The 26,596-nt window shown below is 69.5% G+C and carries 31 protein-coding genes, 3 tRNA genes and 1 pseudogene; 21 read left to right on the top strand and 14 right to left on the bottom strand.

Annotation, left to right across the window (positions count from 1 at the left end; all coding sequences use genetic code 11):
* Positions 1 to 34: 34 nt before the first annotated feature.
* Positions 35 to 1,177, top strand: coding sequence for a PAS domain-containing sensor histidine kinase (locus EXE50_RS04500; protein ID WP_199241330.1), 1,143 nt, complete (start codon positions 35 to 37; stop codon positions 1,175 to 1,177).
* A gap of 15 nt (positions 1,178 to 1,192) precedes the next feature.
* On the opposite strand, the gene EXE50_RS04505 is transcribed toward EXE50_RS04500, so the two are convergent.
* Positions 1,193 to 2,683, bottom strand: coding sequence for a replication factor C large subunit (locus EXE50_RS04505; protein WP_137704468.1), 1,491 nt, complete (start codon positions 2,681 to 2,683; stop codon positions 1,193 to 1,195).
* 297 nt (positions 2,684 to 2,980) lie between these two features.
* Here EXE50_RS04505 and EXE50_RS04510 point away from each other — a divergent pair, with 297 nt between their 5' ends.
* Genes EXE50_RS04510 through EXE50_RS04520 form a run of 3 tightly spaced genes read left to right on the top strand, consistent with a single transcriptional unit; the run spans position 2,981 to position 6,126 of the window.
* A complete protein-coding gene (locus EXE50_RS04510) occupies positions 2,981 to 3,679 on the top strand; it encodes a hypothetical protein (RefSeq protein ID WP_053772783.1) in 699 nt (232 codons plus the stop codon).
* The gene (locus EXE50_RS04515; protein ID WP_053772784.1) at positions 3,679 to 3,936 is read left to right on the top strand and encodes a hypothetical protein; all 258 of its coding nucleotides are present in this window, start codon (positions 3,679 to 3,681) and stop codon (positions 3,934 to 3,936) included. Before EXE50_RS04510 ends, EXE50_RS04515 begins: the two co-directional genes overlap by 1 nt.
* Positions 3,937 to 3,939: 3 nt before the next feature.
* Positions 3,940 to 6,126 (top strand): type B DNA-directed DNA polymerase, encoded by a 2,187-nt coding sequence (locus EXE50_RS04520; protein WP_137704469.1) that lies wholly within the window; start codon positions 3,940 to 3,942, stop codon positions 6,124 to 6,126.
* A gap of 272 nt (positions 6,127 to 6,398) precedes the next feature.
* Here the strand turns inward: EXE50_RS04520 and EXE50_RS04525 are convergent, their stop codons facing one another.
* Positions 6,399 to 7,241, bottom strand: a complete 843-nt coding sequence (locus EXE50_RS04525) for a hypothetical protein (protein ID WP_241982628.1) — start codon at positions 7,239 to 7,241, stop codon at positions 6,399 to 6,401.
* A 76-nt stretch (positions 7,242 to 7,317) separates the two neighbouring features.
* On the opposite strand from EXE50_RS04525, the gene EXE50_RS04530 reads away from it, so the two are divergent.
* Positions 7,318 to 7,956, top strand: a complete 639-nt coding sequence (locus EXE50_RS04530) for a helix-turn-helix domain-containing protein (protein WP_053772786.1) — start codon at positions 7,318 to 7,320, stop codon at positions 7,954 to 7,956.
* 260 nt (positions 7,957 to 8,216) lie between these two features.
* Here the strand turns inward: EXE50_RS04530 and EXE50_RS04535 are convergent.
* The 6 genes and pseudogenes from EXE50_RS04535 to EXE50_RS04560 form a co-directional block, all read right to left on the bottom strand.
* Positions 8,217 to 8,287, bottom strand: a tRNA-Pro gene (locus EXE50_RS04535).
* Between the two features lie 46 nt (positions 8,288 to 8,333).
* A pseudogene (locus EXE50_RS17940) lies at positions 8,334 to 8,558 on the bottom strand (deacylase); the annotation flags it as partial.
* Positions 8,559 to 9,557 (bottom strand): RNA-guided pseudouridylation complex pseudouridine synthase subunit Cbf5, encoded by a 999-nt coding sequence (locus EXE50_RS04545; protein WP_053771110.1) that lies wholly within the window; start codon positions 9,555 to 9,557, stop codon positions 8,559 to 8,561.
* Between the two features lie 19 nt (positions 9,558 to 9,576).
* A complete protein-coding gene (cmk, locus tag EXE50_RS04550; protein ID WP_053771109.1) occupies positions 9,577 to 10,155 on the bottom strand; it encodes a (d)CMP kinase in 579 nt (192 codons plus the stop codon).
* Positions 10,156 to 10,241: 86 nt separating this feature from the next.
* Positions 10,242 to 10,610, bottom strand: coding sequence for a hypothetical protein (locus EXE50_RS04555; RefSeq protein ID WP_053771108.1), 369 nt, complete (start codon positions 10,608 to 10,610; stop codon positions 10,242 to 10,244).
* Entirely contained in the window at positions 10,600 to 11,640 is a 1,041-nt protein-coding gene (locus EXE50_RS04560; RefSeq protein WP_137704470.1) for a zinc-binding dehydrogenase, read from the bottom strand. The genes EXE50_RS04555 and EXE50_RS04560 overlap by 11 nt, the downstream gene beginning before the upstream one ends.
* Positions 11,641 to 11,869: 229 nt before the next feature.
* Here EXE50_RS04560 and EXE50_RS04565 point away from each other — a divergent pair.
* From EXE50_RS04565 to rpsB, 13 genes are all read left to right on the top strand, one after another.
* A tRNA-Ser gene (locus tag EXE50_RS04565) sits at positions 11,870 to 11,955 on the top strand.
* 55 nt (positions 11,956 to 12,010) lie between these two features.
* Positions 12,011 to 12,532 (top strand): 30S ribosomal protein S13, encoded by a 522-nt coding sequence (locus EXE50_RS04570; protein ID WP_053771106.1) that lies wholly within the window; start codon positions 12,011 to 12,013, stop codon positions 12,530 to 12,532.
* Positions 12,529 to 13,056, top strand: coding sequence for a 30S ribosomal protein S4 (locus EXE50_RS04575; protein ID WP_053771105.1), 528 nt, complete (start codon positions 12,529 to 12,531; stop codon positions 13,054 to 13,056). The genes EXE50_RS04570 and EXE50_RS04575 overlap by 4 nt, the downstream gene beginning before the upstream one ends.
* A gap of 6 nt (positions 13,057 to 13,062) precedes the next feature.
* On the top strand, positions 13,063 to 13,452 hold the full coding sequence (locus tag EXE50_RS04580) for a 30S ribosomal protein S11 (protein ID WP_004046448.1): 390 nt from the start codon (positions 13,063 to 13,065) through the stop codon (positions 13,450 to 13,452).
* Position 13,453: 1 nt separating this feature from the next.
* Positions 13,454 to 14,206, top strand: a complete 753-nt coding sequence (locus tag EXE50_RS04585; protein ID WP_137704471.1) for a DNA-directed RNA polymerase subunit D — start codon at positions 13,454 to 13,456, stop codon at positions 14,204 to 14,206.
* A gap of 149 nt (positions 14,207 to 14,355) precedes the next feature.
* Positions 14,356 to 14,440: transfer RNA gene (locus EXE50_RS04590), tRNA-Leu, on the top strand.
* Between the two features lie 39 nt (positions 14,441 to 14,479).
* Positions 14,480 to 14,833, top strand: a complete 354-nt coding sequence (locus EXE50_RS04595; protein ID WP_053771103.1) for a 50S ribosomal protein L18e — start codon at positions 14,480 to 14,482, stop codon at positions 14,831 to 14,833.
* Entirely contained in the window at positions 14,830 to 15,279 is a 450-nt protein-coding gene (locus EXE50_RS04600; RefSeq protein WP_053771102.1) for a 50S ribosomal protein L13, read from the top strand. The genes EXE50_RS04595 and EXE50_RS04600 overlap by 4 nt, the downstream gene beginning before the upstream one ends.
* Positions 15,273 to 15,671, top strand: coding sequence for a 30S ribosomal protein S9 (locus EXE50_RS04605; protein WP_053771101.1), 399 nt, complete (start codon positions 15,273 to 15,275; stop codon positions 15,669 to 15,671). The genes EXE50_RS04600 and EXE50_RS04605 overlap by 7 nt, the downstream gene beginning before the upstream one ends.
* A 12-nt stretch (positions 15,672 to 15,683) precedes the next feature.
* Entirely contained in the window at positions 15,684 to 15,878 is a 195-nt protein-coding gene (locus EXE50_RS04610; protein WP_006628058.1) for a DNA-directed RNA polymerase subunit N, read from the top strand.
* Positions 15,879 to 15,880: 2 nt separating this feature from the next.
* Positions 15,881 to 16,057, top strand: coding sequence for a DNA-directed RNA polymerase subunit K (locus EXE50_RS04615; protein ID WP_006628057.1), 177 nt, complete (start codon positions 15,881 to 15,883; stop codon positions 16,055 to 16,057).
* The gene (eno, locus tag EXE50_RS04620; protein WP_137704472.1) at positions 16,057 to 17,259 is read left to right on the top strand and encodes a phosphopyruvate hydratase; all 1,203 of its coding nucleotides are present in this window, start codon (positions 16,057 to 16,059) and stop codon (positions 17,257 to 17,259) included. The genes EXE50_RS04615 and eno overlap by 1 nt, the downstream gene beginning before the upstream one ends.
* Positions 17,260 to 17,275: 16 nt before the next feature.
* Entirely contained in the window at positions 17,276 to 18,088 is an 813-nt protein-coding gene (rpsB, locus tag EXE50_RS04625) for a 30S ribosomal protein S2 (protein WP_053771099.1), read from the top strand.
* An 82-nt stretch (positions 18,089 to 18,170) separates the two neighbouring features.
* On the opposite strand, the gene EXE50_RS04630 is transcribed toward rpsB, so the two are convergent.
* The 6 genes from EXE50_RS04630 to EXE50_RS04655 form a co-directional block, all read right to left on the bottom strand.
* On the bottom strand, positions 18,171 to 18,521 hold the full coding sequence (locus tag EXE50_RS04630) for a DUF4870 domain-containing protein (protein ID WP_053771098.1): 351 nt from the start codon (positions 18,519 to 18,521) through the stop codon (positions 18,171 to 18,173).
* Between the two features lie 232 nt (positions 18,522 to 18,753).
* The gene (locus EXE50_RS04635) at positions 18,754 to 19,443 is read right to left on the bottom strand and encodes a metallophosphoesterase family protein (RefSeq protein ID WP_053771097.1); all 690 of its coding nucleotides are present in this window, start codon (positions 19,441 to 19,443) and stop codon (positions 18,754 to 18,756) included.
* A 99-nt stretch (positions 19,444 to 19,542) separates the two neighbouring features.
* Positions 19,543 to 19,977 carry a hypothetical protein gene (locus tag EXE50_RS04640; RefSeq protein WP_053771096.1) on the bottom strand — a complete coding sequence of 145 codons (435 nt, stop codon included), beginning with the start codon at positions 19,975 to 19,977 and terminating at the stop codon, positions 19,543 to 19,545.
* A 13-nt stretch (positions 19,978 to 19,990) separates the two neighbouring features.
* Complete coding sequence (locus tag EXE50_RS04645; RefSeq protein WP_053771095.1) at positions 19,991 to 20,404, bottom strand: hypothetical protein; 414 nt, start codon at positions 20,402 to 20,404, stop codon at positions 19,991 to 19,993.
* A 44-nt stretch (positions 20,405 to 20,448) separates the two neighbouring features.
* The gene (locus EXE50_RS04650) at positions 20,449 to 21,252 is read right to left on the bottom strand and encodes a hypothetical protein (protein ID WP_137704473.1); all 804 of its coding nucleotides are present in this window, start codon (positions 21,250 to 21,252) and stop codon (positions 20,449 to 20,451) included.
* Between the two features lie 13 nt (positions 21,253 to 21,265).
* Positions 21,266 to 22,219: a halo transducer protein gene (locus EXE50_RS04655; protein WP_137704474.1), complete on the bottom strand. Its 954-nt coding sequence runs from the start codon at positions 22,217 to 22,219 to the stop codon at positions 21,266 to 21,268.
* Positions 22,220 to 22,426: 207 nt separating this feature from the next.
* Between EXE50_RS04655 and EXE50_RS04660 the strand changes: the two genes are divergently transcribed.
* From EXE50_RS04660 to pstA, 3 genes are all read left to right on the top strand, one after another.
* Complete coding sequence (locus tag EXE50_RS04660) at positions 22,427 to 23,674, top strand: PstS family phosphate ABC transporter substrate-binding protein (protein WP_053771092.1); 1,248 nt, start codon at positions 22,427 to 22,429, stop codon at positions 23,672 to 23,674.
* Between the two features lie 159 nt (positions 23,675 to 23,833).
* A complete protein-coding gene (gene pstC / locus EXE50_RS04665) occupies positions 23,834 to 24,967 on the top strand; it encodes a phosphate ABC transporter permease subunit PstC (RefSeq protein WP_053771091.1) in 1,134 nt (377 codons plus the stop codon).
* On the top strand, positions 24,967 to 26,595 hold the full coding sequence (gene pstA / locus EXE50_RS04670) for a phosphate ABC transporter permease PstA (protein WP_137704475.1): 1,629 nt from the start codon (positions 24,967 to 24,969) through the stop codon (positions 26,593 to 26,595). The genes pstC and pstA overlap by 1 nt, the downstream gene beginning before the upstream one ends.
* The last annotated feature ends 1 nt before the right edge of the window (position 26,596 follow it).

Consider the following 26,596-nt stretch of genomic DNA (forward strand, 5'->3'; position numbering starts at 1 on the left):
GACCGAGTAGCCTCGTTGACACGTGTCCGCAGCGATGGAACGACGCCCCGGAATCGCCTACCGCCGGCCTGCGGGGGATCCGGCGCGGTTCGTGATCGAGGCGTCCGGGGAGTCTCGGATCGAGGTCCCGGAGCGCGCGGAGGGCGGCTGGCTCGACTGCGTGGTCGACGAGGACCGCGAGCGGCTCCGCGAGGCGCTCGACGCCGCCCCGGTCGACGTGGTGTACCGCGTCGTCTCCGGCGGCGAGCCGCAGTGGGTCCACGAGCGCGGCCGGGCGACGGAGGGCGGCGACGTGGTCGGGTACCTGTTCCCCGCGGACGAGCGCGTCGAGCGGCGGAAGCGGCTGGAACGCCAGCGCGAGCGGCTCGACGAGTTCGCGAGCGTCGTCTCGCACGACCTCCGGAACCCGCTCTCCGTCGCGTTCGGGAACGTCGAACTGGCCGCCGAGCTCGACGGGGACGCGTCGAACGAGCGGCTGGACCGCGCCCTCGACGCGCTCGACCGCATGGACGACCTCATCTCGGACCTCCTGACGCTGGCCAAGGAGGGGAAGACGGTCCGGACCGCCGAGCCGACCGACCTGCGGTCGGTCGTGGACCGCGCGTGGCGGACCGTCGGCGAGCCGGCCGATGCCGCGCTCGTCGTGGACGGACCGCTCCCGACCGTGACGGGCGACTCGGAGCGGCTCCGGCAGTGCCTCGAGAACCTCTTCCGGAACGCGATCGAACACGGCGCCCCCGACAGAGCCGGCGCGGGCGCCCCCGCCCACGGGAACGACGGAGCGGGCTCAGCCGGGGGAGTCACGCCGGGCACGTTCGCGACGGGTTCGGGATCGGCGGACGCCGACCCGAGCGACCCCGACGCCGCCGCGGTCCGCGTCCGCGTCGGACGGACGGACGGGGGATTCTACGTCGCGGACGACGGCCCGGGGATCGACCCCGGCCAGCGGGACGCCGTCTTCGAGCCGGGCCACACGACCGCCGCCGACGGCACCGGCTTCGGACTGGCCATCGTCGAGCGGATCGCGGCGGCGCACGACTGGACCGTCTCGGTGACCGAGAGCCGCGAGGGCGGCGCGCGGTTCGAGTTCCGCTGCGCGGACGCGGTCGACTCCCCGACGCCGAGCGGAAGCGACGCGGATCCGAACTCGCCCCGGCTCGGCGGCGGGAGCCTGTGAGCGACCGCCGCCGGGTCACATGAAGTCGGTCAGTCCCGCCTGATCGTCGTCGCTCTCGTTCGGAGACTCGTCGTCCGCCGGCTCCTCCCCCGAGTCGGCCGGGTCGCTCTCGGGGTCAGTCGATCCGGAACCGTCGCCGTCGCGGTCCGCGGCCGCGTCGCCCTCGTCGCCGCGGCGGGCGCCGTCGACCGCGAAGGCGCCGTCGGCGTGTTCCTCGATCAGCTCCTCGCGGCGGGCCTGCGCGTCCTCGACGATCGACGCCACCTTGTTCGTCGACTCGCCGGAGCCGGTGACGAAGGCGACGCCCGCCTCGTCGAGGTCGTAGGCGGCCGCCATCGCGACGGTCAGCTCGCGGGGCTTACAGTGGTGGGTGACGGCCTCGAGGAACGGCAGCACCTCGCGGCGAGCCGTCGCGACGCTACACCCGCTCGCGGCCGCGATCTTGCCGACGACCTCGTCCGCGGTCGCGTCCGACGACGACCAGAACTGCGGGCGGCCGTACCGCGTCCACCCGCCCTTCTCGCCGTCGCGGGCGGCCGCCACGCCCGCGGCCGCGTTGTCGGTCGCGTACCGCCAGTAGGAGTAGTTCTGCGTGGCGCGCACGCGGCCGAGCCACACGTCCGCGTTCGCGAGGAAGTCGTACGCGCGGACCGCCTCCGCGGGCTCGTACACGTCGAGGACGTTGTTCTCGATCCAGCGCGAGATGTCGTCCGGCGTCTCGTCGACGGCGTACGCGGACTGGAGCGCCTCCTCCGCGGACTCCTCCTTGAGGACCGCGTCGAGGAACGGGAAGAGGCCCAGCGCCTTGTCCCGGTCGCCGGTGACCACGTCCTCGACCGTGACCGAGTCGCGTCCCTGCGTCGCGGCCTGGAGGTCGTTTATCGCGCCGCGGAGGTCGCCGCGGTTCCCCTCCGCGATCCGCTGGAGGGCGTCGGACTCGAACTCGATCCCCTCCTTGCGACAGACGTCGCGCAGGACGGGGACGATGGAGCGCGCGGAGACGTCGCGGAACTCGATCTCCTGGGTCGCGTTCCGGAGCCCGCGCGACATGTCGTAGTAGTCGTTGGCGATGAGCACGATCGGCTGGCCAGACTCCTTGACCAGCTTCGTGATCGCCGAGGCGCCGCCGCGGTCGTAGTTGCCGTGGATGTTGTCGGCCTCGTCGAGGACGACGAGCTGGCGCGAGGCGGTGTCGCCGCCGGCCGCGCCGCCCCCGGCCGCGCTCCCGCCGAGGGTGGCGTTGCGCGCCGCGCGCCCCGCGAACCGCTCGATGACGTCGGCGGTGCGCTGGTCGGAGGCGTTGAGCTCCACGGTCTCCCACCCCATGTCGTTCGCGAGCGCGTGGGCCGCGCTCGTCTTCCCGACGCCCGGGCTCCCGTGGAGGACGACCGCCTCGCGGTGGTCGTCCCACGACCGGGCCCACTCCGCGAACGCGTCGCGGGCCTTGTCGTTGCCGCGCACCTCCGAGAGCGTGCTCGGGCGGTACTTCTCCGTCCAGTCGGCCATTACCGGAGCAAGGAGCGAGCCGCGTTTAGTGGTTGCGGAGCGGGCGGGATCGCCGACCTCCAGAGCAAACTGACTCCTGGGTGAGCGGTAATCGGTGCGGAGTACTCGAGCAGGCCCGCCTCCCATTCCGCGGGTCCGCGATCCGGAACGCCGCCAGGTACTTTGTCTCGTCACAACCCCGAGATCCGTCTCGTGTGCGTCCCCCGTCGTTCGACGGGTCCAACCCTCGTCACCACTTCCACTTTCACCGCCCGTCCATGGCTCACCCCTTTTAGGTAATTCCCCGTCGGCCCTACCATGTCCACTCGTTCCCGACGACCGACCGCCGACCTCCCGGAGCTCGCGCCCGGCGTCACGCTCGTCGACGTCGACGACGAACTCGGCGTCACGCCCGTCCAGGCGCTCCTGCTCGACCGCGTCCTCGGCGCCGACGGCCCCGCGTTCTGGGTCGACGGCGCGAACAGGGCCAACACGACGCGCCTCCGCGAGCTCGCCCCGGCCGACCGCGTCCTCGACCGCATCGAGGTCGCCCGCGGGTTCACCGCCCACCAGCACACCTCGCTGCTCGACCGATTGGGCGGGCGGCTCGCCGCCCGCGAGTCGCCCTCGGTCGTCGTCGCGACCGGCCTCGACGGCATGTACCGCGCCGCCGACGTCGACGCCGACACCGCCGAGCGGCTGTTCGTCCGCGCGATCGCGTCGGTCGCCCGCGTCGCTCGCGTCCACGACGTGCCGGTCCTCGTGACGCGGTGCCGCGACGACGAGTTCTCGACGCCGGTGCGCCGCGCCGCGGCGACGCATCTCACCTGCCGGCAGACGCCGTTCGGCCCGCGCTTCGAGGACGCTAACGGCGACACGGAGACGCTCGTCTACCACACCGACGACGGCTGGCTCCAGACGACGCTCGCGTACTGGCAGGAGGTCCTCGAACACCGCGCCCGGATGTACGAGGGAGCGACCGTCGACCGCGCCGCGGCCGCGCCGAGCGTCCGGTAATGGGTCGGACGAACCCGACGTACCGGGATCAGTTGAGCGCGATCGAAGACGACTGGCGCTCGTTCCGACGCGTCCTCCGCCGGCAGGACAAGCCCCGATTCGACCGGCTGTTCGCGTACGCTCGCGACCACGCCGACGCGGCGGGGAACCTCAACCCCGCCGACCCGCTGGCGCCGGTGTGGATGGCGATCGCGCTCGAACAGGAGCGCCGGATCGCCGAACTGGAAGACGAAGTCGAGTCGCTCACCGAGGCGTAGCCCGTGACGCTCACGCTGGAGTACCTCGGTGACGGCCGCGTCGCCCGATGGACGCTCACCCCGGACGGCGCCGCTCGCGAGGTCCACGAGGACCACCACCCGACGCTCTTCGTCGGTGACTCAGCGGGCGATCTCTACGGTCGATCGGGCGGCCCAAATCCGACGCCGCCGTCCCGCGACGGGCTCTCGGACGCGCTCCGCGACCTCTGGTCCTTCCTCGACGGACAGGACGCGGTCGAGCGACTCGGCGTCGAGGCCCACCGGCAGACGTTCCGGACCGACGCCCGGCCGCTGCTCCGCGTCGACGCCGCCTCGATCGACGCGGTCAGAAGGGTCGCGAGCCGAACCGAGCAGTTCGGACAGCCCGACGCCTACACCTGCTACAACGTCGATTTTACCCGCCAGCTCCGCTTCTGCCTCGAAACAGACACGCCCGCCGCTCCGGACCGCTCGGTGCGCGACCTGCGGACGCTCCACCTCGATTTACCCCGGCACGAGTCGGGCATCGAGTCGCTGCCGCAGCTCGCCGTCGACGGTGACCGAGTCTGGTCGTCGCCCGCCGAGACCGTCGCCGGCGTTCAAGCGGCGCTCGACGAACGTGATCCCGACGTCCTGGTCGTCTCGACGGCGGACCTCGTGCCCCTGCTGTTCGAGGCGGCCGACGCCTACGGCGTCGATCTCGAACTCGGTCGGCGGGACGGCTACACGAAGCTCGCCGGCGAGTCGACGTACGCCTCGTACGGCAACGTGGGGCACTCGCCGGCTCGGTACTCGGTCCCCGGACGCGCCATCATCGACGAGTCCAACTCGTTCTTCTACCATGAGTCCGGGCTGGAAGGCTGTCTCGACCTCGTCGAGCGCTCCGGGCTCCCGTTACAGGAACTCGGGTGGGCGTCGATAGGGCGAGTGCTGACGGCGATGCAGATCCGCGAAGCGAGGGACCGAGGCGTGCTCGTGCCGTGGCGCGCGTGGCGTCCGGAACTGTTCAAGCGGGCGTCGACGCTCGACGACGCCGACCGCGGCGGCACGACGTTCGCCCCCGACGTCGGCGTCCACGAGGACGTTCACGAACTCGACTTCGCATCCCTGTATCCCAACATCATCAGGACCCGGAACATCTCGCCCGAGACCGTCCGCTGCGGGTGTTGTGACACCGACGACGTGCCGGGGCTCGGCTACTCCGTTTGCGACCGGGACGGCTACCTGCCGGAGGTGCTCGGCCCGCTGATCGACGCCCGGAGCGAGATCAAGGAACGGATTCCCGACGCCGCCGGCGACGAACGGGAGCGATTGGAGGCCGCCTCCTCCGCGATCAAGTGGATCCTCGTGTCCTGCTTCGGGTATCAGGGCTTCTCGAACGCCAAGTTCGGGCGCATCGAGTGCCACGAGGCGATCAACGCCTACGCTCGCGAGCTCCTCCTCAATGCGAAGACCGCACTGGAGGCGGCCGGCTGGCGCGTGGTCCACGGCATCGTCGACTCCATCTGGGTGACTCCGGCCGACGGTCGCGAGCAGCGCCCCTTGGAGGAAGTCGCAGCCGAGATCAGCGAAGAGGCGGGCATCGAGTTGGAGTACGAATGCGCGTTCGAGTGGGTCGCGTTCTGTCCGATGCGGAACTCCGAGTCGGGAGCGCTCACTCGGTACTTCGGCAAGCGCCGCGGTGAGGACTACCCCGAGACGGGAGTCGGCGACGCGGTCAAGACGCGAGGCATCGAGGGGCGACAGCGCTCGACGCCGGAATGGGTCGAAGCGGTCCAGAGCGAGGCGCTCCGCGTGTTCGACGAGACGCGCTCTCCGGAGGCGGTGTGCGACGTACTCCGGCGGCGCCTCGGGGACCTACGAGAGGGGACGGTCGACCCGGACGCGCTCGTCGTCGACAATCGCGTGTCGAAGGACCCAGACGAGTACTCGATGGAGACGCTCACCGTCGCGGCCCTGAAGCGGGCGCAAATCGAGGGCGCGGGGCTCGCCCCGGGACAGACCGTCCGGTACGTGGTCGTTGATGCCGACGCACGAGGTGCGTCGCGGGTCAGATTGGAGTTCGAAGAGATACCACGATACGACGCCGCGTGGTACGAGGACGGCGCTGTCCGCGCCGTCGAGAGCGTGTTGGCGGCGGTCGGTTGGGACGAGGGAGCGATCCGGCAGTATCTCGGTGAGACGAGAGACGAGACGCTGGCGAGCTTCTGAGAACTGGTATCTGATTCTCCGGTCCCTCTGGCCCTAATCAGAACTGATCTTGTGTCGCCTCGGTCGGCAGGGATTTCGACTCCATCCCCCGCGGGGGTGGGGAGGCTGGCGCACACGCGGGCGCGAAATCTCGTCGGAGAGACGTTCAGTCTCGATTGGCGTGAAATCGCCATGTGCCGCAGTTCCTCTCGGCGCGTGGTGATGTGGCTGCTACTCAGGTATCAATATCTGCTGCTGTAAGCGTTATCGCCCACGCTTCGTGAGATCCCTCGTCAGATGAGGACCGGTGCGACGCCGAGGGCGGCGGTCACGAGAAGGACCGCGACGTATCCGGCAGCGACGAGGTATACGACGCGTCGCGGATAGTCGACGAGGCCTCGACGGTGTCCAACTGCCGCGAGGTAGCCGGTCAGCGGCAACAGCTGGAGGGCGTGGAGGCCGACGAAGTGCGCCCGGCGGAAGTCGCCGACGAGCTGCCAGCCGACGACCGGGACCGTCGGCTCCGTCGTCTCGACGACCCGGGACTGGATCGCGATCATCGCCGCCCCCTCGAACGCGCCGACGACGAACCACCCGACCCCGAGGAGGATGCCCGCGGCGAACGCCGGGTGGACGTCGAACTCGTCGCCGCGTGCCCGGACGGCCAGCGCGGCGATCGCGACGGTGACGATGACGATTGTAACGCCCATGACGCCTCCGATCGCCCCGTCGATGACCGTCGCCCGATTGAAGTGAGAACCGACGCCGCGCGCGGCCTGTCCGCCGATAAGGACGATTTCGATGAGGAGACCGACGCCGACGATCCGGGAGACACGGCGGCGAACGTCCGGGTCGACCGGGAGGTGAACACCGAGCCAGCCGAGCGTCGCGCACACGAGCGCGATCGAGCCGGCGAACTTCGCTGGCTTGAGCCACGCCGGTTCCCCGTTGACGACCATTGGGTCCAAGACGGTGCCGACGGCGAAGGCACCGAACAGGACGGCGTTGATCGCGGCCACGGCGGACAAAACCGGATCGCGGCGCCACAGCTCTCCGATCGGTCCGGTGATCGTCCGTGCCATCGTCCGCAGCGTCGCCCGTCCGCTCGTGGCCGCACCGGCCGACTCGGAGTTCATACTACAGTGTTGCCGGGCGATTCATGTGTGAATGACCCCAACGTGTTGGTATCTGTCCGAGGCGGCAGTACCCAGCATGATCGACGCCCGATTCCGCATTCGCCTCCCGCCGGACCTGTACATCGCCGACCTGTCGGAGGCGTTCCCCGATGCGACCTTTCGCCTGCTGTCCGGCGTCCGCAGTGGCGCCACCGCGAAGGAACTCGGAGAGGTGCTGACTCGAACCCCGGAGTCGGTCGCAGCAGCGTTTCGCGAACACGGGGCGGTCGACGCGTACGAGGTGTTGGAATGCACCGACGACCGGCTCCTCGCGACGTACGAGACGACCGACGTCGACCTCTACGCCTTCGTCGAGTCCGGAGGGTTCCCGCCCGAGTTTCCGATCGAAGTTCGGAACGGGTTCTACGAGTTCGACCTGACCGGTACGCGCGAGGAGTTCGACCAGCTCCGGAAGGCGCTGGAATCGAGCGGTACCGAGTACGAACTCCTCTCGAAGGTGGAGAAGAAGCGGTCGGACCGACTCCTCACGCGGCGACAGGAGGAACTCCTCGCCGCCGGGCTCAGAGAGGGATACTTCGAGGTCCCGCGAGAGTGTACCCTCGCGGACCTCGCCGACGTGGTCGGCGTGGACAAGTCGACCGCGTCGGGGATTGTCCGCCGGGCACAGGCGCGGCTTATCGCGTGGTACCTGACCGACGTGACGGCCGACAGCTGACGATGGCCTCGAGGGAGCACCAGATCTCGACGCCGCACGTGCGATGGATCCCTGACGAGAGCGGGTGTTACGCTCGACCGAGGTGGTCGTAGACGCGCTCGGTCGCCTGACTGCTCGCGTGTCTGACCCGACTCCGAACGTCGTCTCCCGCGTCCTCGACGGGCGTAACTGACGGGTGAACCGGGCGGTCACTGTCGTACCAAACCATCGTCATACCGGTCTATCTGGCCGGTTTCGGACAGTTCGTGTAAAATTTCGTATGGGACCGCTGAGAGTCGAACTCAGGTCATACGGACCCCATCCGCATAGGATACCACTACCCCACGGTCCCTGACTACACGCAGACGAACGGCGGTCCGGTAATTAAGGACTTCGCTTCACTCGTCGGCGGCGTCCCGCGACGCCACGGGGTCGCCGCCGTCCCGGACGGCGAGACTCCCGATCGGGTCGCCCTCGTAGACGGCCAGCCCCTCGCACCGGCCGAGGACGTACCCGTCATGTTCGGCGCGGACCGTCGCGCGTGACGTTCCCGCCGCGTCGACCGCCTCGGCGAGCGCGTCGCTCTCGTCGAACGCGTCGCCGGCGTCGACGCGGTGGCGGACCTATAAAAGAACGCGCTCCAAGTCGACGACCTTCCCGCCGTCCGCGCTCGGGTCGCCGACGACTCGCCCCAGACAGACCGCGGTGCCGTCCGGGGTGAAACACGCGACGAGCGGCGGATCGCCCTCGTCGGCGTCGGGCTCCCGACCGCTGACCGTTCCGGGGACCGCCGCGTCGTCCGCGTCGATCACGCCGGGCGCGTACACCGGCGCGCCGGTCGCGACGCTGCGGGCGGCCGACCGCGCGACCGCCACCGCGGGGAGGTGCGTCAGGGCGTCCTCGGCGGGACGGACCACCTCGCGGAGGAGCGCGTCGTCGCCCTCCTCGGCCCAGGCGAGCGCGTCCACGAGGTCCTGGAGCGGGCGGAGGTCGCGGTCGTCGAACGGGTCGGTGGCGGTGCGGCGGAGGTGGCCCATGTGCGCGCCGACCCCCGTCGCGAGCCCGATGTCGTGACAGAGCTTCCGGACGTACGTCCCCGACTCGCAGCGGATCCGGAGGAGCGCCCGGCGGTCGGCGACCTCCAGCACGTCGAGGTCGTGGACCGTCCGCGTGCGGAGGCGACGGCTCACAGCGCTCTTTCGGGGCGGCTTCTGGTACACCTCGCTCTCGAACTCCGCGACCACCTCGCGGAAGTCCGCCGGCGGGGCCCCGTGGAGCTCCAGCACCGCGACGTACTCCTTCGCGCCTTCGAGGAACACCTGCGCCATGCGCGTCGCGTCCCCGGTCAGCGTGGGGAGGCAGCCGGTGACCTTCGGGTCGAGGGTTCCGGAGTGGGCGACGCCGCCGGTGGGGGGACCGGCCGGATCGAGCGCGGCGAGCGTTTCGTCTATCGCGTCGCGCACCCACGCCGACACCTGATGCGATGAGGGGCCGGCGGGCTTGTCGAGGTTGACGACGCCGAACCGGAGCAGTTCCGGCACCGAGCGCTCGCCCGGCGGCGCCCTGAGCGGGTCCTCCCCGTCGGCGAGCGCGTCGGCGTCGGAGTCTGAGGCGTCTGTCATGCGGAGGCGGGTTGGGGACTCAGAAGTCGTACGCGACGCCCTCGACGGGCGATTTCCCCTCGTCGTCCTCGGGGTCGTACGCCTCGACGGTCGCGACGAGGACATCGAGGAACGGTTCGGGGCCCCAGCGGGCGGTGTTGTACGCGGCGTCGTAGATCGAGAGATCCTCGATGTCGATGTTGTAGTACTCCCGATACCGCTTGCGCTCGGAGGCCTCGCGGCGCTCCGTCTCCGTTCGCGCGCGGTCGACCGGCTTCGCCTCGCGCGCCGCGATCCGCTCGGCGCGGACCGACAGCGGCGCGTCGAACCAGAACCGGAAGTCGGCGTGGTCGGCCGCGAGCCACCCGGCGAGCCGCGATTCGAGGACCACGTCGTCGCGCTCGACGGCGATCTCGCGGAGCCGGCGGTCGAGGTCGCGGTCGATCTGTGGGTCCTCCTCGGCGAACTCGTTGAACTCGACGGGCGTCATGTCGCGTTCGGCCGCCATCTCGCGGAAGATGTCGCCGCCGGAGACGTGTCCGAGGCCGAGCGCGTCCGCCAGTTGGACGGCGTTAGTGCTCTTCCCGCTGCCGGGCGGGCCGGAGACGGTGATCAACATATCACCACTGCGCGGGTGTCGTTCAAAACGGTTGTCGTTCGGCCGCGGCGGGGCCGTCCGTTCGCGGGCAATCCGGCCCCGCTCGGTCAGGGCTCGTCGTCGGCCGTCGCGGCCGTCATCGACCAGACCGCGACGAGGCCGAGGAGGAGCGCGGGGACGAGCGGGAGCGCGAGGTACGTCGCGAAGAAGGGGAGACCGAACCAGCCCGCGGCGTACGGGTAGACGTAGATGATCCCGGGGATGACGAGCGCGCAGATGAATATCGCCGCCGTCAGCGCCCACCCCTTGCGGCCGAAGCCGTCGGCGGCGGGCTCGTCGGCGGCGGTCGGGCCGCCGGCGCCGGCGCTGTCGGTCGCGTCGGCGCCGTCGTCGGTGCCCGGGACGTGGACGTAGCCGCCGTCGGTGGTACCGTCGGCGGTCGCGTCCGCGTCGTCGTTGTCGGTCTCAGAGCTCACTGTCCGGCTTTAGCACCACCTTGCCAAAGCCCTCACGGTTTTCGATCATCTCGTGTGCGCGCGCGGCCTCGCTCATCGGGAGGACCTCGCGGACGCGGGGCTCGAAGGTGCCGTCCCAGACGAGTTCCAGCACGTCGTCGACCTCGCCGGGCGTCGCCATCGTGGAGCCGATGACGGAGAGCTGGTTCCAGAAGATGCGGTTGAGCCCGGCGCCGGGGTTCGGGCCGGTCGTGGCGCCGCAGGTGACGAGCCGGCCGCCCTTCGCCATCGACTTCAGCGAGTTCGGGTAGGTGGCCTCGCCGACGTGGTCGACGACCACGTCGACGCCGCGCTTGCCGGTGAGCGCGGCGACCTCCTCGGCGAAGTCGTTCGCCTCGTAGTCGATGACGTGGTCTGCGCCGCAGTCCTCGGCGTGCGAGAGCTTCTCCTCGGTGGAGGCGGTCGCGTACACCTCACAGCCCGCGTGGTCGGCGATCTGGACCGCGGCGTGGCCGACGCCGCCGGAGGCGCCGAGGACGAGCACCTTCTCGCCGGCCTCGATGTCGGCGCGCGTCTGGAGCATGCGCCACGCGGTCTGGAAGACGAGCGACGCGGAGCCGGCGACCTCCCAGTCGACGCCGGACGGGACCGGGACGAGGTTCGCCGCGGGCACCGTCGCCTTCTCCGCGTGGACGCCGCGGACGTGCTCGCCGATGATGTGGAAGGAGACGCACAGCGACTCCTCGCCGTTGCGACAGAACTCGCAGTCCCCGCAGGAGACGCCGGCGCTCACGGCGACGCGGTCGCCCGGCTCGAAGCGCGTCACGCCGTCGCCGACGGCCTCGACGACCCCCGCGGCGTCGCTGCCGGGAACGTGCGGCATCTCCAGGTCGATGCCGGGCATCCCGCGTCGCGTCCAGACGTCGAGGTGGTTCAACGCGCCCGCCTTCACGTCGACGAGCACCTCGCCGGGGTCCGGCTCCGGGTCGGGGAACTCGCCGTACTCGATCACGTCGCGGTCGCCGTGGTCGGCGAACTGAACGGCCTTCATGCTCGGACCCTCCCGCGGGACCCACTAAACACTACGCCTCACGGAAACGGGGGACCGGCCCCGCGAACGGAGACGCGAACCCGCGGGACTGCGCGCGAACTGACCGTGCGAGACCCCCACAGCGACCCGACCGTTTCGTGATGTTTAAGTACCGAAGGCGGGAGCATACGAACGCACGAACTGCAGGGGCGTCGGGCCCCGAGTCCGCAAGGGCGATGATACAACGCGGGTTGCGGTAGCCAAGCCTGGCCCAAGGCGCAGGGTTGCTAACTCTGTGGCGTCACTGCCTCCGGGGTTCGAATCCCCGCCGCAACGCTCGAACGGACGAGTACCGCCGATTCGCGTCGGTAGGGCTCACCACAACCAACACATGAGCACGGAAGAATCACAGGACGACTCGCCGGAGGAGGAGGAAGACCTCCAGTACTTCGTTCGGATCGGGGGCGCGGACCTCGACGGGACGAAGACGGTCGAGCGAAGCCTGTCCGAACTCGACGGCATCGGCACGCGCACGGCGCGGCTGGTCGCCGAGAAGGCCGACGTGGACCGCAACGCCACGTTCGGGCTCCTCGACGAGGAGGACATCGACGCGGTGGTCGACATCGCCGAGAACCTCGAAGACCACGTCCCGTCGTGGATGACGAACCGACAGAACGACTTCTTCACCGGAGAGACGACGCACCTCGTCGGCACCGACGTCAGCGAGAAGCGCCGTCACGACATCAACCGGATGAAGGTCATCGAATCGTACAAGGGCGTGCGCCACAAGCGCGGGCAGAAGGTCCGCGGCCAGCGCACCAAGTCCACGGGTCGCTCGGAGGGGACCATCGGGGTCAACGTCGAGGAGATCCGCGAGGAGATGGCGGACGACGAAGGCGGTGACGACGAATGAGCACCGGAAAGAACACCAAGGGCTACGAGACGCCGAACCACCCGTACCAGGGCGAGCGCATCGCCGAGGAGTCCGATCTCCTCTCGCGGTACGGCCTGAAGAATAAAGAGGAGTTCTGGCGTGCCCAGTCCGAGCTGCGTAACATGCGTCGGGAGGCCCGACGGCTGCTCGGCGAGGCGCAGGGCGACGTCGAGGCCGCCCAGGACGCCGGCGCGGAGTTCGTCACTCGACTTCGCCGCATCGGCATCCTCGGCGACAACGACGACATCTCGACGGTCCTGTCGCTCGACGTGACCGACCTCTTGGAGCGTCGCCTCCAGACGGTCGTCTACCGACAGGGCTTCGCCTCCTCGACCCAGCAGGCCCGCCAGTTCATCGTCCACGGCCACATCACCGTCAGCGGCGCCCGCGTCACGCGCCCGTCGGTGAAGGTGGACGTCGACGACGAAGGCGCCATCGCCTTCGACGAGACGAGCCCGCTCGCGGACGATCTCCACCCCGAGCGCGCGGAGTCACAGGAGTAACCAACCATGAGTGAATCCGAGGACGGAAAGTGGGGCATCGCCCACGTGTACGCGTCGTTCAACAACACGCTCATCACGGTCACCGACGAGACGGGCGCCGAGACGATCGCCAAGTCGTCCGGCGGCACCGTGGTGAAGCAGAACCGCGACGAGGCGTCGCCGTACGCCGCCATGCAGATGGCGGAGGTCGTCGCCGAGCGCGTCAAGGACGCCGGTCTGGAGGGCGTGCACGTTCGCGTGCGCGGCCCCGGCGGCAACCTCAACAAGTCCACCGGTCCCGGTGCGCAGGCGACGATCCGCGCGCTCTCGCGTGCGGGCGTCGAGATCGGGCGCATCGAGGACGTCACGCCGATCCCGCACGACGGGACGAAGGCGCCGAAGAACAAGCGAGTCTGACATGACCGAAGACGAATTCGACGTCCAGTACGTCGAACGGGACGAACGCAGCGCGCGGGTGCTGATCCGCGGGCTCACGCCGGCGTTCGCAAACGGCATCCGCCGCGCGATGATCGCCGACGTCCCGACGTTCTCGATCGACACCGTTCGGTTCGTCGAGAACTCCTCGGTCATGTTCGACGAGATGATCGGCCTGCGTCTGGGGCTCGTGCCCCTGACGACGCCGCTCGACGACTTCGAACTCGGCGACGAGGTCACCCTCGCGCTCGACGTCGAAGGCCCGGCGACGGCGTACTCCGGCGACGTCGAGAGCAGCGACCCGCTCGTCGAGGTCGCCGACGAGAACGTCCCGATCATCGAGCTGAAGGAGGGACAGCGGTTGGAGTTCGAGGCCGACGCGGTCCTCGACACCGGCAAGGAGCACGCCAAACACCAGGGCGGCGTCTCCGTCGGCTACCGCCACCTCCAGCGCGTCACGGTCGAGGGCGACCGGGGTGAGTTCGACGACGACGAGCCGAACATCCTCCGCGGCGTCATCGAGACGCCCGAGGGCGACATCGAGCTCACGGACGAGTTCGACAACGACCTCTCGGAACGGTTCCCCGGGAAGGAGGTCGCGGTCGAGGACGTGCCGGGCGCGTTCGTCTTCCACATCGAGACGGACGGCTCGTTCGACGTCGAGGAACTGCTGCTCCGCGCCATCGACTCCATCGAGGAGCGCGCGGACGAACTACAGACGAAAGTCGCAGTCTAAGGAAATGACGGCCCTTCGAACCAACACCCTGACCGTCGCCCCCGCCGACAGCCGCGGCCCCGCTCCGACCGCCGGAGCGCCCGCGGCCGACGCGGCGGACGGCGGGACCGAAAGTGGTTTGAAGGGAGCCGGAATACGATGGAGTGCACGCAGGGATAGCCAAGTCAGGCCAACGGCGCAGCGTTCAGGGCGCTGTCCTGTAGAGGTCCGCAGGTTCAAATCCTGCTCCCTGCACTCCGTTTTCCACGAACTCTCCGTTCAGGAGGGACAGCTATGAGTAGCAAGACGAACCCGAAACTACAGAACCTCATCGCCGATCTGAAGTCGGTCTCGCGTGGCTCCGGTGCCAACGTGTGGCAGGACGTCGCCGACCGACTGGAGAAGCCACGGCGCACGCACGCTGAGGTCAACCTGGGCCGCATCGAGCGGTACGCTCAGGAAGACGAGACGGTCGTCGTCCCCGGCAAGGTGCTGGGCAGCGGTGTGCTCGAAACGAACGTCACCGTCGCCGCCGTCGACTTCTCCGGGACCGCCCGGACGAAGATCGACCAGGCCGGCGAAGCGGTGACGCTGGAACAGTTCATCGAACAGAACCCCGAAGGGAGCGACGTGCGGGTGATCCGATGAGTCTCGCGAAGATCGACGCGGACGTCGTCGTCGACGCCCGCGACTGTATCCTCGGTCGCGTCTCTTCCGAGGTCGCGCAGCGCGCCCTCGCCGGGGAGACCGTCGCCGTCGTCAACGCCGAGCGCGCCGTCATCACCGGCAACGAGGAGTCGACGATGGAGACGTACCACAAGCGCGCGGAGCTCGGCTCGGACAGCGGGCCCTACTACCCCAAGCGCCCGGACCGGATCTTCAAGCGCGCCATCCGCGGCATGCTGCCGTACAAGTCGGAGGACGGCCGCGAGGCGTTCTCGAACGTGCGCGTGTACGTCGGGAACCCCTACGAGCGCGACGAGGACGTCGAGAGCGTCGTCCTCGACGGCACCTCGCTCGACCGCCTCTCGAACATCAAATTCACCACGCTCGGGGACATCTCCGAGTCTCTGGGAGCCAACGTCACATGGTAACGAACACCTCAGGCAAGAAGAAGACGGCCGTCGCCCGCGCCACCGTGCGCGAGGGCGAGGGCCGCGTGCGCATCAACTCCCAGCCAGTCGAGCTGGTCGAACCGGAACAGGCGCGGCTCAAGATGCTGGAGCCGTTCCGCATCGCGGGCGAGGAGCTCCGCGAGGGCGTCGACATCGACATCGACGTCGAGGGCGGCGGCTTCAGCGGGCAGGCGGACGCGGCCCGGACCGCGATCGCCCGCGGCCTCGTCCAGCACCTCGGCGACGCCGAGCTGCGCGACGCGTACATGAACTTCGACCGCACCCTGCTGGTCAACGACGTGCGCCAGTCCGAACCCAAGAAGTGGGGCGGACCCGGCGCGCGCGCTCGCTACCAGAAGTCCTACCGCTGAGGTGATCCAGTCATGATGATCCCGGTCCGGTGTTTCACGTGCGGCAACGTCGTGGGTGAACACTGGGAGGAGTTCAAAGAGCGGGCTCGCGAGGGCGACGAGGACCCCGGCGAGGTGCTCGACGACCTCGGGGTCGACCGGCACTGCTGCCGGCGCATGCTGGTCAGCCACCGCGACCTGGTCGACGTCGTCTCGCCGTACCAGTAAACATGTCAGGACAGCGATACAATCGATACGAGAAGGCACGCATCCTCGGCGCGCGAGCGCTACAGGTGTCCTACGGGGCGCCCGTGCTGATCGACACCGACCAGACGGAGCCGATCCTCGTCGCCGCGGAGGAGTACGACGCGGGCGCGCTCCCGTTCACGGTCCGGAGGGAGAGCTGATGACGCGGATCACCAGCGTCTCGCTCCGCCGCGTCCTCGACTCGCGCGGGAACCCGACGGTCGAGGCCGACGTGCTCACCGAGTCCGGCGGCTTCGGCCGCGGCGCGGCCCCCAGCGGGGCCTCGACGGGCGAGTACGAGGCGATCGAACTGCCCGCGAGCGAGTCCATCGCGAAGGCCCGAGAGCACGCGGTGCCGCGCCTCGAAGGCGTCTTCGCGGGCGACCAGCGCGCGGTCGACAACGCCTTGCGCGCCGCCGACGGGACGGACGACTTCTCCGCCATCGGCGCCAACAGCGCGGTCGCCATCTCGATGGCGGCGGCGAAGGCGGCGGCCGACGTGCTGGGCGCGCCGCTGTACCAGCACCTCGGCGGCGCGTTCCGCGGCGAGAACTTCCCGATTCCGCTCGGCAACGTCGTCGGCGGCGGGGAGCACGCCAAGGAGGCGACCCACATCCAGGAGTTCCTCGCGGCCCCCGTCGGGGCGCCGAGCGTCTCGGAGGCCGTCTTCGCGAACGCCGCGGTCCACGCGGCTGTCGCGGACGTGCTCGACGAGCGCGGCGTGCCCGCGGCGAAGGGCGACGAGGGCGCGTGGGCGCCACCGATCTCGGACGCGGAGGCGTTCGAGGTCGTCGACGAGGCGGTCGACCGGGTCGAGGAGGAGGTCGGCTTTGAGATCCGCTGCGGGCTCGACATGGCCGCCGCCGAGCTGTACGACGACGACCGAGAGGCGTACGTCTACGGCGACGAGACGAAGTCGGCCGACGAGCAGATCGAGTACGTCGCCGGCCTCGTCGACGAGTACGACCTCGCGTACGTCGAGGACCCGCTCGACGAGAACGACTACGAGGCGTTCGCGGAGCTGACCGAGCGGGTCGGCGACCGGACGCTGATCTGCGGCGACGACCTGTTCGTCACCAACGTCGAGCGACTTCAGGACGGGATCGACGCGGGCGCGGCCAACAGCATCCTGATCAAGCCGAACCAGATCGGAACGCTGTCGGACGCGTTCGACGCGGTCGAACTCGCCGCCCGCAACGGGTACGAGACGGTCATCTCCCACCGTTCGGGCGAGACCGAGGACGCAACCATCGCACACCTCGCCGTGGCGACCGACGCCGGCTACATCAAGACCGGCACGGTCGGCGGCGAGCGCACCGCCAAGCTGAACGAACTGGTCCGCATCGCGGACGACGCGGTATGACGGGCCCACACCACGCATGAGCGAAGACAACGACGCGGTCGAACTCGACGACGACGCGGAGACCGAGGCGGTCGACGCGGCGGTCGAGGAGGAGGCCGACACGACCGAGGAACCGACCGCCGACGCGGGCGCCGAGGGGGCGTCTGCCGACGCCGAAACTGGGGCGTCTGCCGACGCCGAGAGCGAGGCCGCAGAGGAGGCCGAAGAGGAGGCCTCCCCGTTCGACGACGACGTCATGCCCGACGACGACGTCGACCTGCTGATTCCCGTCGAGGACTACCTCTCCGCCGGTGTCCACATCGGGACCCAGCAGAAGACGAAGGACATGGAGCGGTTCATCCACCGCGTCCGCGACGACGGGCTGTATGTCCTCGACGTGAGCCTGACCGACGAGCGGATCCGCACGGCCGCGGACTTCCTCGAGAGCTACGACCCGGAGCAGATCCTGGTCACGTCCTCGCGGCAGTACGGCCGGTTCCCGGCCGAGAAGTTCGCGGACGCCATCGGCGCCCGCGCCCGCACCGGGCGCTTCATCCCGGGCACGCTGACGAACCCCGACTACGCCGGCTACATCGAGCCGGACGTCGTCGTCGTCACCGACCCGATCGGTGACGCGCAGGCCGTCAAGGAGGCCATCACCGTCGGCATCCCGGTCATCGCGATGTGCGACTCCAACAACCAGCTGTCGAACGTCGACCTCGTCATCCCGACGAACAACAAGGGCCGCCGCGCGCTGTCGGTCGTCTACTGGCTCCTCGCCAACGAGACGCTCGACCGCCGCGGGGCCGACACCGTGTTCGCCCTCGAAGACTTCGAGGACGAACTCTAACGCGGTCGGTTTTCGAGTCCACTTCCGTTTCGTTCCGTCACCGCCCGCTAGCCGCCGGCATCGCGCTGAAGGGACGACGACCTCAGACGATGTCCGGCGTGAACGGGTACGAGTAGACCTGTCCGTCGTTGGCCTTCACGGTCGCGAGAAGCACCAGTACCAGGTCGACAACCGCGATGATCGGGAACAGCAGAAGCCCGACGAACACGAAGCTCAGCACGGCGGCGAGCATGAGCGCGGCGAAGACGACGATCTGGAAGTTCAGCGAGTTCTTCGCGTTCTGCGTGACGAGTTCGTCGTCGTCGTCCGCGAGGATCAGGAACAGGATCGGCCCGAGGAAGGAGGCGAACAGCGCCGACGCGTGAGAGAGCGCCGCCAGCGTCGTGTCGCCGTCGACGCGACCGTCCCCGGCGTCTGTGGCTGGTGTTGACATAGCAGGAGTTTGGTTTCGTAGCTGAGAGATAAGCTTTGGGAGAGGGCGGGCCGCCCGGCGGGAGCCCGTCGACCGCCGCCCATGTCAGTCGGCCGTCGACGCGATCGTCGAGGTGACAGGCGTGCGGCCGGCCGGTCGTCGATGCCGGGAGCGAGCGCGTCGTATCGGCGAGAGCGCGGCGTTCCGAGGAGGACTCTCGCGGTCGCTGCCGGCCGAGCGGGCGCCGAGCGGCTCAGCCCAGCTCGGCCACGTCGACGATCTTGGCGTCGCTGCGCTCAACGCCGCCGCGGAGCGCGGGTACGGCGGTCACGGACTCGTTCCGCAGGTCGTAGGCCGTGAGCGACCCGCCGTAGACGCAGCCGGTATCAAGGCCAACCGCGCCCTCAGTGAGGACCGGGTCGTCGAGGACGGTATGACCGAAGAACACGCGCGGCGGCCCCTCGTACTCCTCGTACCAGTACGGAGAGTCGTAGCTGCCGCCCGGGACCAGCGACCGGGTGGTCTGGAGGTCATCGATCGTGTGCGCGTCGAGCGGCTCGCGCGGGTCGACGCCGCCGTGGACGATCAGGTTGTCTCCGATCTCGATCGCGACCGGCAGCGACGCCATCCACTCGAGGTCCGCTTCGGACAGCGCGTCGAGCGACTTGTCGCCGCGCAGCAGCTTCTCCTCGTTGTTCCCCCGGACGGTGAACATGTTGTCCGCCTCGCGGACGCGCTCGACGACCGCCGCGCTGTCGGGGCCCTTCCGGACCAGGTCACCCACGAACACGACGAGGTCGTCGTCGGTGACGCGTAGCTTCGACAGCAGCCGGTCGAGCGGCTCGGGACAGCCGTGAACGTCACCGACGACGTACGCGTCTTCGTACTCGTCGATGTCGATATCGAGGTGGTTCGGTTCGACGTCCGGGTGGAAGCGACCCATTGCCCATCGATACGGCTGAGCACCTATTAAGCGCCGCTAAGACCCGTATATATTGATATATAACGTTCCGAAGCCGTTTCCTCCGGCGTCGCTCCCGGCTCACGCCTCGGTGACGTGCTGACAGTCGGCCTCCAGCCGCAGGTCGGGGCCCTGGTCCGGGGCGGACTCGATCCAGAGCTCGACGCCGCTTCTGTTCGGCCCGTCGCAGGGGAGGGACGCCCGCTCGAACCCGGGCCAGTCGCGCTCGAACCGGGCGTCGTCGACGGTCACGACGACCGTCTCCGGCTCGGCCGGCCCGGGGAACGTCGCGTCCTCCTTGGCCTCGTTGTCGTCGGAGAGCCGGTACGACTCCTCGAACAGCGTCGCGCCGCTCGCGTCGAGGACCGTCACGGTCACGTCGCGCGTCGCCTCGCGGTCGGCGAGGTAGACGCTCACCCAGTGGGGGGCGGCGTCGGCGTCGTCGCGGCCGACGCACCCGGCGGCGACGACTGTCGACAGCCCGGCGGCGAACGCGCGGCGAGTTGTGGAGGGCATCGGTTCCGATCCATCAGCAGATCCACTTAAACCGGTCGCTCGCGTTCCGTCGCGGCGTCTCGGTCACGAGCAGGTCGACCGGTACCCGTTCTCCGGGCCGTCGGAAAACACGAAGGAGTGGCTCAGCGAGTTCCGCGGACAGCCGGCGCACCGTAGCGTTCCGCGCCGCACCGAGCAACAGGTCGTAGTACGGTCCCGCGGCGTCCAGCCGAACGAGTTCGATCGTCTCCCGCGTCCCGGCGCCGTCCGTCACGCGGACGGTGAGGTCACCGGCGGCGACCCGGTCGTCGATCAGGTATGCGGTCATCCGGTACGACGTCGACTCGGCGTTCTCGACCGTCGCGTCGGCCGCGGAGCCGCCGGGCGCGGTACAGCCGGCGGTCGCGATCAAGAGGACGCAACAGAGGGCGAAGGTGTGGCGGGGCACGGTTCCTCGGTCGCGTTGCGGATGAATCAACGCTTTCCCGGCGCCTAGGCGTCCGCTCGCGCCGCGGGGAGCCACGCGGGCGGCGCGACCTCACTGTCGGCGGAGCGGGGAGCGACCGCGTACTCGAACCGCTTGGACTCGCCCGCCCGATCGTACGCGAGGACGGCCTCTCGGACGACGCCGTTCCGGTCGACGGTCAGGTAGCCCCGGATGTCGGTCGCGTTTCGGACCGCGACGTCCGTCGGCGCGTAGCGGATCAGCCGCTCGCCGTCCTCGTCGACGGTCCGGACCGCGCGGAAGTCCGCCACGGTCAGGATCCGGGAGGCGACCGCCCACATCGAGTCGGCCGCGCGGTACCGCGTCTCCGCCAGCGAGCCGTTGGACGCCTCGAAGGAGACGTCCCTGTTCCGGGCGCTCCGGCTGTACCGGACGCCCCCGTCGACGTACACCTCGCTGCGCGTGACGTCGACGTACCCGTTGTGAACGTCGAGTCGGAACCGGGTCCGCTCCGAGGTTGCGTCGTACTCGTAGTCGGCGTACGCCCCGGCGCGGAAGCGCTCGACCGCGGCCCCTGTCACCGGCTCCGTTCGGAGGAAGGTCACGGACCGCTCGCGCGCCGTCGCGATGTCGATCCCCGTCCGGGAGAACCCCGCCGGAAACGGGACGTCTACGAGCCGCTCGTCTGCGGTCTCGTTCGGCTCGGAGTCGATCGGCGGCGAGTCTGGCGGCGAGGCGTCGGGCGGTGCCGCCCCGCCCGGAACGACGCCGCCGCAGCCGGCGAGCAGGAGGAGGAGGGCGACCGCGGTCGCGGCGCGAGCCCGCGTCGACGCGTCGCCTCCTTGCGACATCGCGGTAGTCAAACTACTGACGAGCCCGGTCGGCGGGCGCTCCGCCGTCGTCGGACAGCGCGGACCGCGCCTCCGCGACCGTCTCGTCCACCCGCGCCCACGCGACGGGCGGCTCGATCGCCGCGAGCTCCGCGTCGAGCGCGTCGAGCCGCTCGCCGAACCGGTCATCCCGGTCCGCGCCGTCGGCGAGCGCCGCGCCGTGTGCGGCCACCTCGGCCTCAAGCTCGTCGAGCCGCGCGTCGACGTCGTCCGGGAAGGCGACGCCGTCGCGCTCGGCCCACGCGCGGAGGTCCTCGGCCTCGGCGCGGAGGTCGGCGACGACGAGGTCGAGGACGCGCGCCTGGACGCCGGCTTCGAACCGTCGCTCCGGGTCGGGCTCCTCGGCGGCCCGGAGCGCCTCGACGGTCTCCGCGAGGGATTCGGCGGACTCCTCGGCGGCCTCGACCTCGTCGACGAGCCCGTCGTGGCGGCGGTTCGCGGAAGAGAGCCACGCCTCGAACGCCTCGAGTTCGGTTTCGAGGTCGTGGGCGACGCGGACCACGTCCTGTGCGCCGGTCGTCACCTCGTGAAGCTCGACCGCGGCGCGGTAGACGTCCATCGGCGACTCGGGGTCCGCCCTGGCCGCCCCGAGGTCGTCGGCGAGCGCCTCGACCTCCGCCCGGAGGTCGTCGAGCCGCGCCCCGAACGCCCGTCTGCGGACCTCGACGACGTCGAGGTCGGGCGCGTCGGCGGCGGCCGCGGTCGCGTCCTCGTGAGCGCGCGTCGCGAGGTCGACGCGGGTCTCGGCGGTGGCGAGGATCTGCGACACGTCCGTGACGGTCGACTCGAAGGCAGCGGCCGTCACGGTCCCGTCGTCGGTGACGGGGTCGAGCCGACGGCGGATCGACTCCGGATCCGCGTCGACTCGATCGGAGACCTCGTCGACAAGTACGTCGACTGAAACGTCTTCCGTCGCGGGTCGAGACATGCACGTCCGTTTTCGACGCGGCGGAGTAATACCTTCGGTCAGATACGTATTTATGCGATAGAGGCCAGCAGAGCGCTATATTTGTCTATATATCCTATTGAACCCGATATTACTAATATGGGATCTACAGACGCCTCTACCCGGCCACGGATACCGACATATCAGAAATATAAACCAGTTTAATACACTACTGCCTGTCTCCAATCGATGTCAGACCGGAACTGGGTTGACGGAGGCGTGTCGCGGCGGAAAGTTCTCATCACGTCCGGGGCGCTCGGGTCCGCCGGATTGGCGGGCTGCGGGGGCAGCAGCGACGGTGGTGACGGCGGTTCGGGCGGTTCCGGCGGCGACGGAAGCGACGGAAGCGACGGAAGCGACGGAAGCGACGGAGGGTCCGGCGGCGACGACGGCTCCGGTCTCAACACGGCGCTGCTCAACGCCGAGGGCTCCTCGACGGTGTACCCCATCTCGAACACGGGGAGCTCCTACTGGAACTCCAACGCGCCGCCGAGCGACGGCGAGTACTGGGGGTCGAACGACGAGGGCTCGGTCCCCGGCTGGGACCAGCTCTCGTCCGACGGCGCGGGCGACATGAAGATCGCCGACTACTTCGCGGCGAAGTTCGGCTACGAGCCGACCGACCAGCGCTCCTCGCCGCCGTTCCCGACGACGGTCGGCCTGAGCCACTCGGGGACCGGCTGCGAGGCCGTCACCGAGGGGCTCGTCGACATCGGGAACTCCTCCGGCCCGATCACGGCCGAGCTCGACTGGAGCGAGGAGAAGGCCCAGAGCACGGTCGTCGACAACGTCGTCGGTCGCGACGGCCAGCCGGTCGTTATCAGCTCCGACGTCGCCGACGCCGGCGTGAGCCAGCTGACGGGCGAGGAGATCCGCGCGATCTACCAGGACGAGATCACCAACTGGAGCGAGATCGACGGCGTCGACTACGACCAGGAGATCTACGTCATCGGCCGCGCCGAGGGCTCCGGGACGGACACCTCGTTCCGCCTGAACATGCTCGGGAGCGCCGACGCCTCGATGTCCGGCGTCGACACGCGCTTCGGGCAGAACCAGCAGGTCGCGCAGGCCGTCGCCCAGAACGAGGGCGCCATCGCGTACATGGCGCTCGCGTTCACGGGGCCGGAAGTGACGCCCATCGCGATCGAGTTCGACGGCACGCTGTACGAGACCAGCCGGGACGCGGAGAACACCATCTTCGACAGCGAGTACCCGCTGAACCGCGACCTCCACATGTACACGCTCATCGAGGAAGACAACCCCGACGGCGGCGGGTACGACGCGCGCGAGGCGGCGTTCGTCAACATGTTCCTCAACGAGTTCGGACAGACCGTCTTCGTCGAGGGGAACAACTACATCCCGCTCCCGACCAGCGACCTTGAAACGATGAAAGAGCAGGTCTCGTCCGTGGCCACGGAAGACCTGCTGATGCCGTAGACCGGTTCCGCCTCGACGCTCGGTCACGCGATGCCACGTGATCCGGCGCGGCCCGCCCGGGCCGTCGTCCGCAGACTCCGGGACGCGCAAACTCCCCTCTCGACGTAAACACCACTTCTATAATACACGCAAGACGCAAATGGCACTCATAACAGATTCATGGCAGAGGTAACAGACTCTCAGAGCGGACGAATAAACAGCGCTGTAAGCGCCCAGATCCGGCGGACCCGCGAGTTCGTCGAGGACACGGAACCGGCCGCGCTCGCGATCATACTCGTGATGGCGATGTCGCTGCTCGGAACGCTCGTCGGGTTCTTGGCCGTCTCGGACCTCACGATCGTTCCGTTCGTCGTCTTCCTCGGCGCCGCGGGGATCGGCTGGTTCCGGTACCAAGAGGAGACGGCGTACACCATCGCGCTGATGATGACCATATCGACGATTCTCATCCTCGGGCTCATCATCGTGTTCATCTTCCGGGAGTCGGTCCCGGTCATCCAGTACGAGAGCGCGACGGTGTTCGGCGTCACCGTCCCCGGGCTCAGGATGTTTATCCAGCCGAACTGGGACGCCGTCTCGCCGCCGATCCGGTACTCGATGGTACCGATGATCCACGGGACGGTGATGGTGACGCTCATCGCGTCGGCCGTCGCCGCGCCGCTCGGGGTCTCGGCGGCGCTGTTCCTCTCCGAGATCGCCCCGCCCACCGTCCGCGAGGTCGTCAAGCCCGGCGTCGAGATCCTCGCCGGGATCCCCTCGATCGTCTACGGGTTCATCGGCTTCACCGTGCTCGGCCCGTGGGCCTCCGACCAGTTCCAGACCACCGGGCAGGGGTCGTACCTGTTCGTCGGGATCGTCGTCGGCCTGATGGCGCTGCCGACGGTCGTCTCCGTGGCGGAGGACGCGCTGAGCAGCGTCCCTGAGTCGATGAAGAGCGGCTCGCTGGCGATGGGCACGACCGACTGGCAGACGATGACCTCGATCACGCTCCCGGCGGCGTTCTCGGGGGTGTCGGCCGCGGTTCTGCTCGGCGTCGGCCGCGCCATCGGCGAGACGATGGCCGCCACGGTGATGCTTCGCGGCGTGCCGCGGCTCACGGACCCGCTCGTCAACGTCTTCTACGGGCAGGAGACGCTGACCTCGATCATCGCGCGGAACTACGGCGAGGCGGACGGGCTCCAGATGGACGCCCTGTTCGTCGCGGGCGTCATCCTGTTCGTCACCGTCCTCGTCATCTCGATCGGCGCGCAGTACATCGAGTGGCGCATGTACAAGCGGCTGGGAGGTGAGGTCTGATGGCTGGTGCCAGCGAGACCGACGCGAAGCTCGTCGAGTCCGAGACCACCGAGACGGACGCCGTCGCCGGCGTGGCCGTCGGTCTCTCTGCGACCCTCTTCGCGCTCGCCGTGGCGGCGCTGTTCGAGCGCGTCAGCCTCACCGGGTCGCTGCTCGGCGTCCAGACCGTGACGCTGCTCGGCGGCCTCCTGACCGCGCTCGGCGTCGCGGTGATCGCCTTCGGCGCCGGGTCGCGGCTCGGCTACGTCGAGACGGACCCGGACCCGAGCGCCGGGCTCATCGCGGGCTTCGGCGCCGCCGTCCCGTGGGTCGTCATCGGCGGCAGCGTCGTGAGTCAGACGCTCGGGCTCGGCACCGCCGTCGGCGTCCTCGGCGGCGTCGCGGTCGGCGGCCTCGCGTTCGCGCTCACCGTCCTCCCGCGGGAGGACATCGGCTCGACGCTCCCGCTCGGGGCCCTCCTCGCGCTGACGGGGCTCGTGTTCCTGACCGGCGTCATCGGTCCGGAGTGGGCGTGGGAGCTCGACTGGGCCCAGCAGGCCGCCATCACCGCCGAGTTCCTCATCCCCGCGTCCACGCTGTTCGCCTCCCTGTACGGCGGCTGGGCGTCGGCGAAGGCGTACGGCGGCTTCGGTGCTCGCGGGCGCCACATGGGCGCGTACGTGCTCGTCTACCTCAACGCGCTCTCCATCGTCGCGTTCCTCTTCATCCTCGTCGCCTTCGTCGTCGTCCAGGGGATCCCCGGCCTGTTGAACGGCGCCGAGTTCGGGTTCGGCAGCGGGCCGACGATGTCGGTCTTCGGCGTTTCGGTCGCGCTGCCGGTCTCCGTGCCGTTCGTGATGAACGGCGTCGCCCTGTTCAACGACTTCCAGGGCGTGCTGCCGGCGATCGTCGGCACTGTCTGGCTCGTCATCGGCGCGGTCGTGCTGGCGGTCCCGCTCGGCGTCGGCGCGGCGCTGTTCCTCACCGAATACGCCGAGCGCGGCCGGTTCACGCAGGTCGTCGAGGTCGCCACCAACGGGCTGTGGAGCACCCCGAGTATCGTCTTCGGGCTGTTCGGGTTCGCGTTCCTCATCCCGCGGTTCGGTAACGGGAAGTCGCTGCTCGCCGGGATGATCACGCTCGGCTTCATGCTGTTGCCGCTCGTGGTCATCACGTCGCGCGAGGCGATGCTCTCCGTTCCCGACGAGTACCGCGACGCCAGCGCCGCCCTCGGCGTCTCGAAGTGGCAGACGATCCGCAGCGTCGTGCTGCCGGCGGCGCTCCCGGGCGTCGTCACCGGCGTCATCCTCGGCGTCGGCCGGATCGCCGGCGAGACGGCGCCGATCCTGTTGACGATGGCCGGCGGGACGTTCATTCCCGGCTCACAGACGGTCGACGTCCTCGGGAGCTTCCAGTTCACGTCGGCGCCGCCGTTCGTGGCGAATCCGGCGCTGATGGAGGCGACGTCGGCGCTGCCGTACCAGCTGTACGCCCTCATCACGGCCGGCGTCGGCGCGAGCAGCAACGTCGGCAACGCGGACGAGTTCCGCTGGGCGACGGCGTTCGTGCTGCTCGTCGTCGTCCTCTCGTTCTACGCGGTCGGCATCGTCACGCGTTACTACTTCCGGCGCCGCCTCAAGCACACGTAAC

Source organism: Halorubrum sp. ARQ200 (genome assembly GCF_005435115.1).
GTDB lineage: Archaea > Halobacteriota > Halobacteria > Halobacteriales > Haloferacaceae > Halorubrum > Halorubrum tropicale.

Bases quoted from the DNA above. Each gene is read 5' to 3' on its own strand.
- EXE50_RS04500 (WP_199241330.1), top strand. From the start codon at position 35: ATGGAACGACGCCCCGGAATCGCCTACCGCCGGCCTGCGGGGGATCCG.
- EXE50_RS04505 (WP_137704468.1), bottom strand. From the start codon at position 2,683: ATGGCCGACTGGACGGAGAAGTACCGCCCGAGCACGCTCTCGGAGGTG.
- EXE50_RS04510 (WP_053772783.1), top strand. From the start codon at position 2,981: ATGTCCACTCGTTCCCGACGACCGACCGCCGACCTCCCGGAGCTCGCG.
- EXE50_RS04515 (WP_053772784.1), top strand. From the start codon at position 3,679: ATGGGTCGGACGAACCCGACGTACCGGGATCAGTTGAGCGCGATCGAA.
- EXE50_RS04525 (WP_241982628.1), bottom strand. From the start codon at position 7,241: ATGAACTCCGAGTCGGCCGGTGCGGCCACGAGCGGACGGGCGACGCTG.
- EXE50_RS04530 (WP_053772786.1), top strand. From the start codon at position 7,318: ATGATCGACGCCCGATTCCGCATTCGCCTCCCGCCGGACCTGTACATC.
- EXE50_RS04545 (WP_053771110.1), bottom strand. From the start codon at position 9,557: ATGACAGACGCCTCAGACTCCGACGCCGACGCGCTCGCCGACGGGGAG.
- cmk (WP_053771109.1), bottom strand. From the start codon at position 10,155: ATGTTGATCACCGTCTCCGGCCCGCCCGGCAGCGGGAAGAGCACTAAC.
- EXE50_RS04560 (WP_137704470.1), bottom strand. From the start codon at position 11,640: ATGAAGGCCGTTCAGTTCGCCGACCACGGCGACCGCGACGTGATCGAG.
- EXE50_RS04570 (WP_053771106.1), top strand. From the start codon at position 12,011: ATGAGCACGGAAGAATCACAGGACGACTCGCCGGAGGAGGAGGAAGAC.
- EXE50_RS04575 (WP_053771105.1), top strand. From the start codon at position 12,529: ATGAGCACCGGAAAGAACACCAAGGGCTACGAGACGCCGAACCACCCG.
- EXE50_RS04580 (WP_004046448.1), top strand. From the start codon at position 13,063: ATGAGTGAATCCGAGGACGGAAAGTGGGGCATCGCCCACGTGTACGCG.
- EXE50_RS04585 (WP_137704471.1), top strand. From the start codon at position 13,454: ATGACCGAAGACGAATTCGACGTCCAGTACGTCGAACGGGACGAACGC.
- EXE50_RS04595 (WP_053771103.1), top strand. From the start codon at position 14,480: ATGAGTAGCAAGACGAACCCGAAACTACAGAACCTCATCGCCGATCTG.
- EXE50_RS04600 (WP_053771102.1), top strand. From the start codon at position 14,830: ATGAGTCTCGCGAAGATCGACGCGGACGTCGTCGTCGACGCCCGCGAC.
- EXE50_RS04605 (WP_053771101.1), top strand. From the start codon at position 15,273: ATGGTAACGAACACCTCAGGCAAGAAGAAGACGGCCGTCGCCCGCGCC.
- EXE50_RS04610 (WP_006628058.1), top strand. From the start codon at position 15,684: ATGATGATCCCGGTCCGGTGTTTCACGTGCGGCAACGTCGTGGGTGAA.
- EXE50_RS04615 (WP_006628057.1), top strand. From the start codon at position 15,881: ATGTCAGGACAGCGATACAATCGATACGAGAAGGCACGCATCCTCGGC.
- eno (WP_137704472.1), top strand. From the start codon at position 16,057: ATGACGCGGATCACCAGCGTCTCGCTCCGCCGCGTCCTCGACTCGCGC.
- rpsB (WP_053771099.1), top strand. From the start codon at position 17,276: ATGAGCGAAGACAACGACGCGGTCGAACTCGACGACGACGCGGAGACC.
- EXE50_RS04630 (WP_053771098.1), bottom strand. From the start codon at position 18,521: ATGTCAACACCAGCCACAGACGCCGGGGACGGTCGCGTCGACGGCGAC.
- EXE50_RS04635 (WP_053771097.1), bottom strand. From the start codon at position 19,443: ATGGGTCGCTTCCACCCGGACGTCGAACCGAACCACCTCGATATCGAC.
- EXE50_RS04640 (WP_053771096.1), bottom strand. From the start codon at position 19,977: ATGCCCTCCACAACTCGCCGCGCGTTCGCCGCCGGGCTGTCGACAGTC.
- EXE50_RS04650 (WP_137704473.1), bottom strand. From the start codon at position 21,252: ATGTCGCAAGGAGGCGACGCGTCGACGCGGGCTCGCGCCGCGACCGCG.
- EXE50_RS04655 (WP_137704474.1), bottom strand. From the start codon at position 22,219: ATGTCTCGACCCGCGACGGAAGACGTTTCAGTCGACGTACTTGTCGAC.
- EXE50_RS04660 (WP_053771092.1), top strand. From the start codon at position 22,427: ATGTCAGACCGGAACTGGGTTGACGGAGGCGTGTCGCGGCGGAAAGTT.
- pstC (WP_053771091.1), top strand. From the start codon at position 23,834: ATGGCAGAGGTAACAGACTCTCAGAGCGGACGAATAAACAGCGCTGTA.
- pstA (WP_137704475.1), top strand. From the start codon at position 24,967: ATGGCTGGTGCCAGCGAGACCGACGCGAAGCTCGTCGAGTCCGAGACC.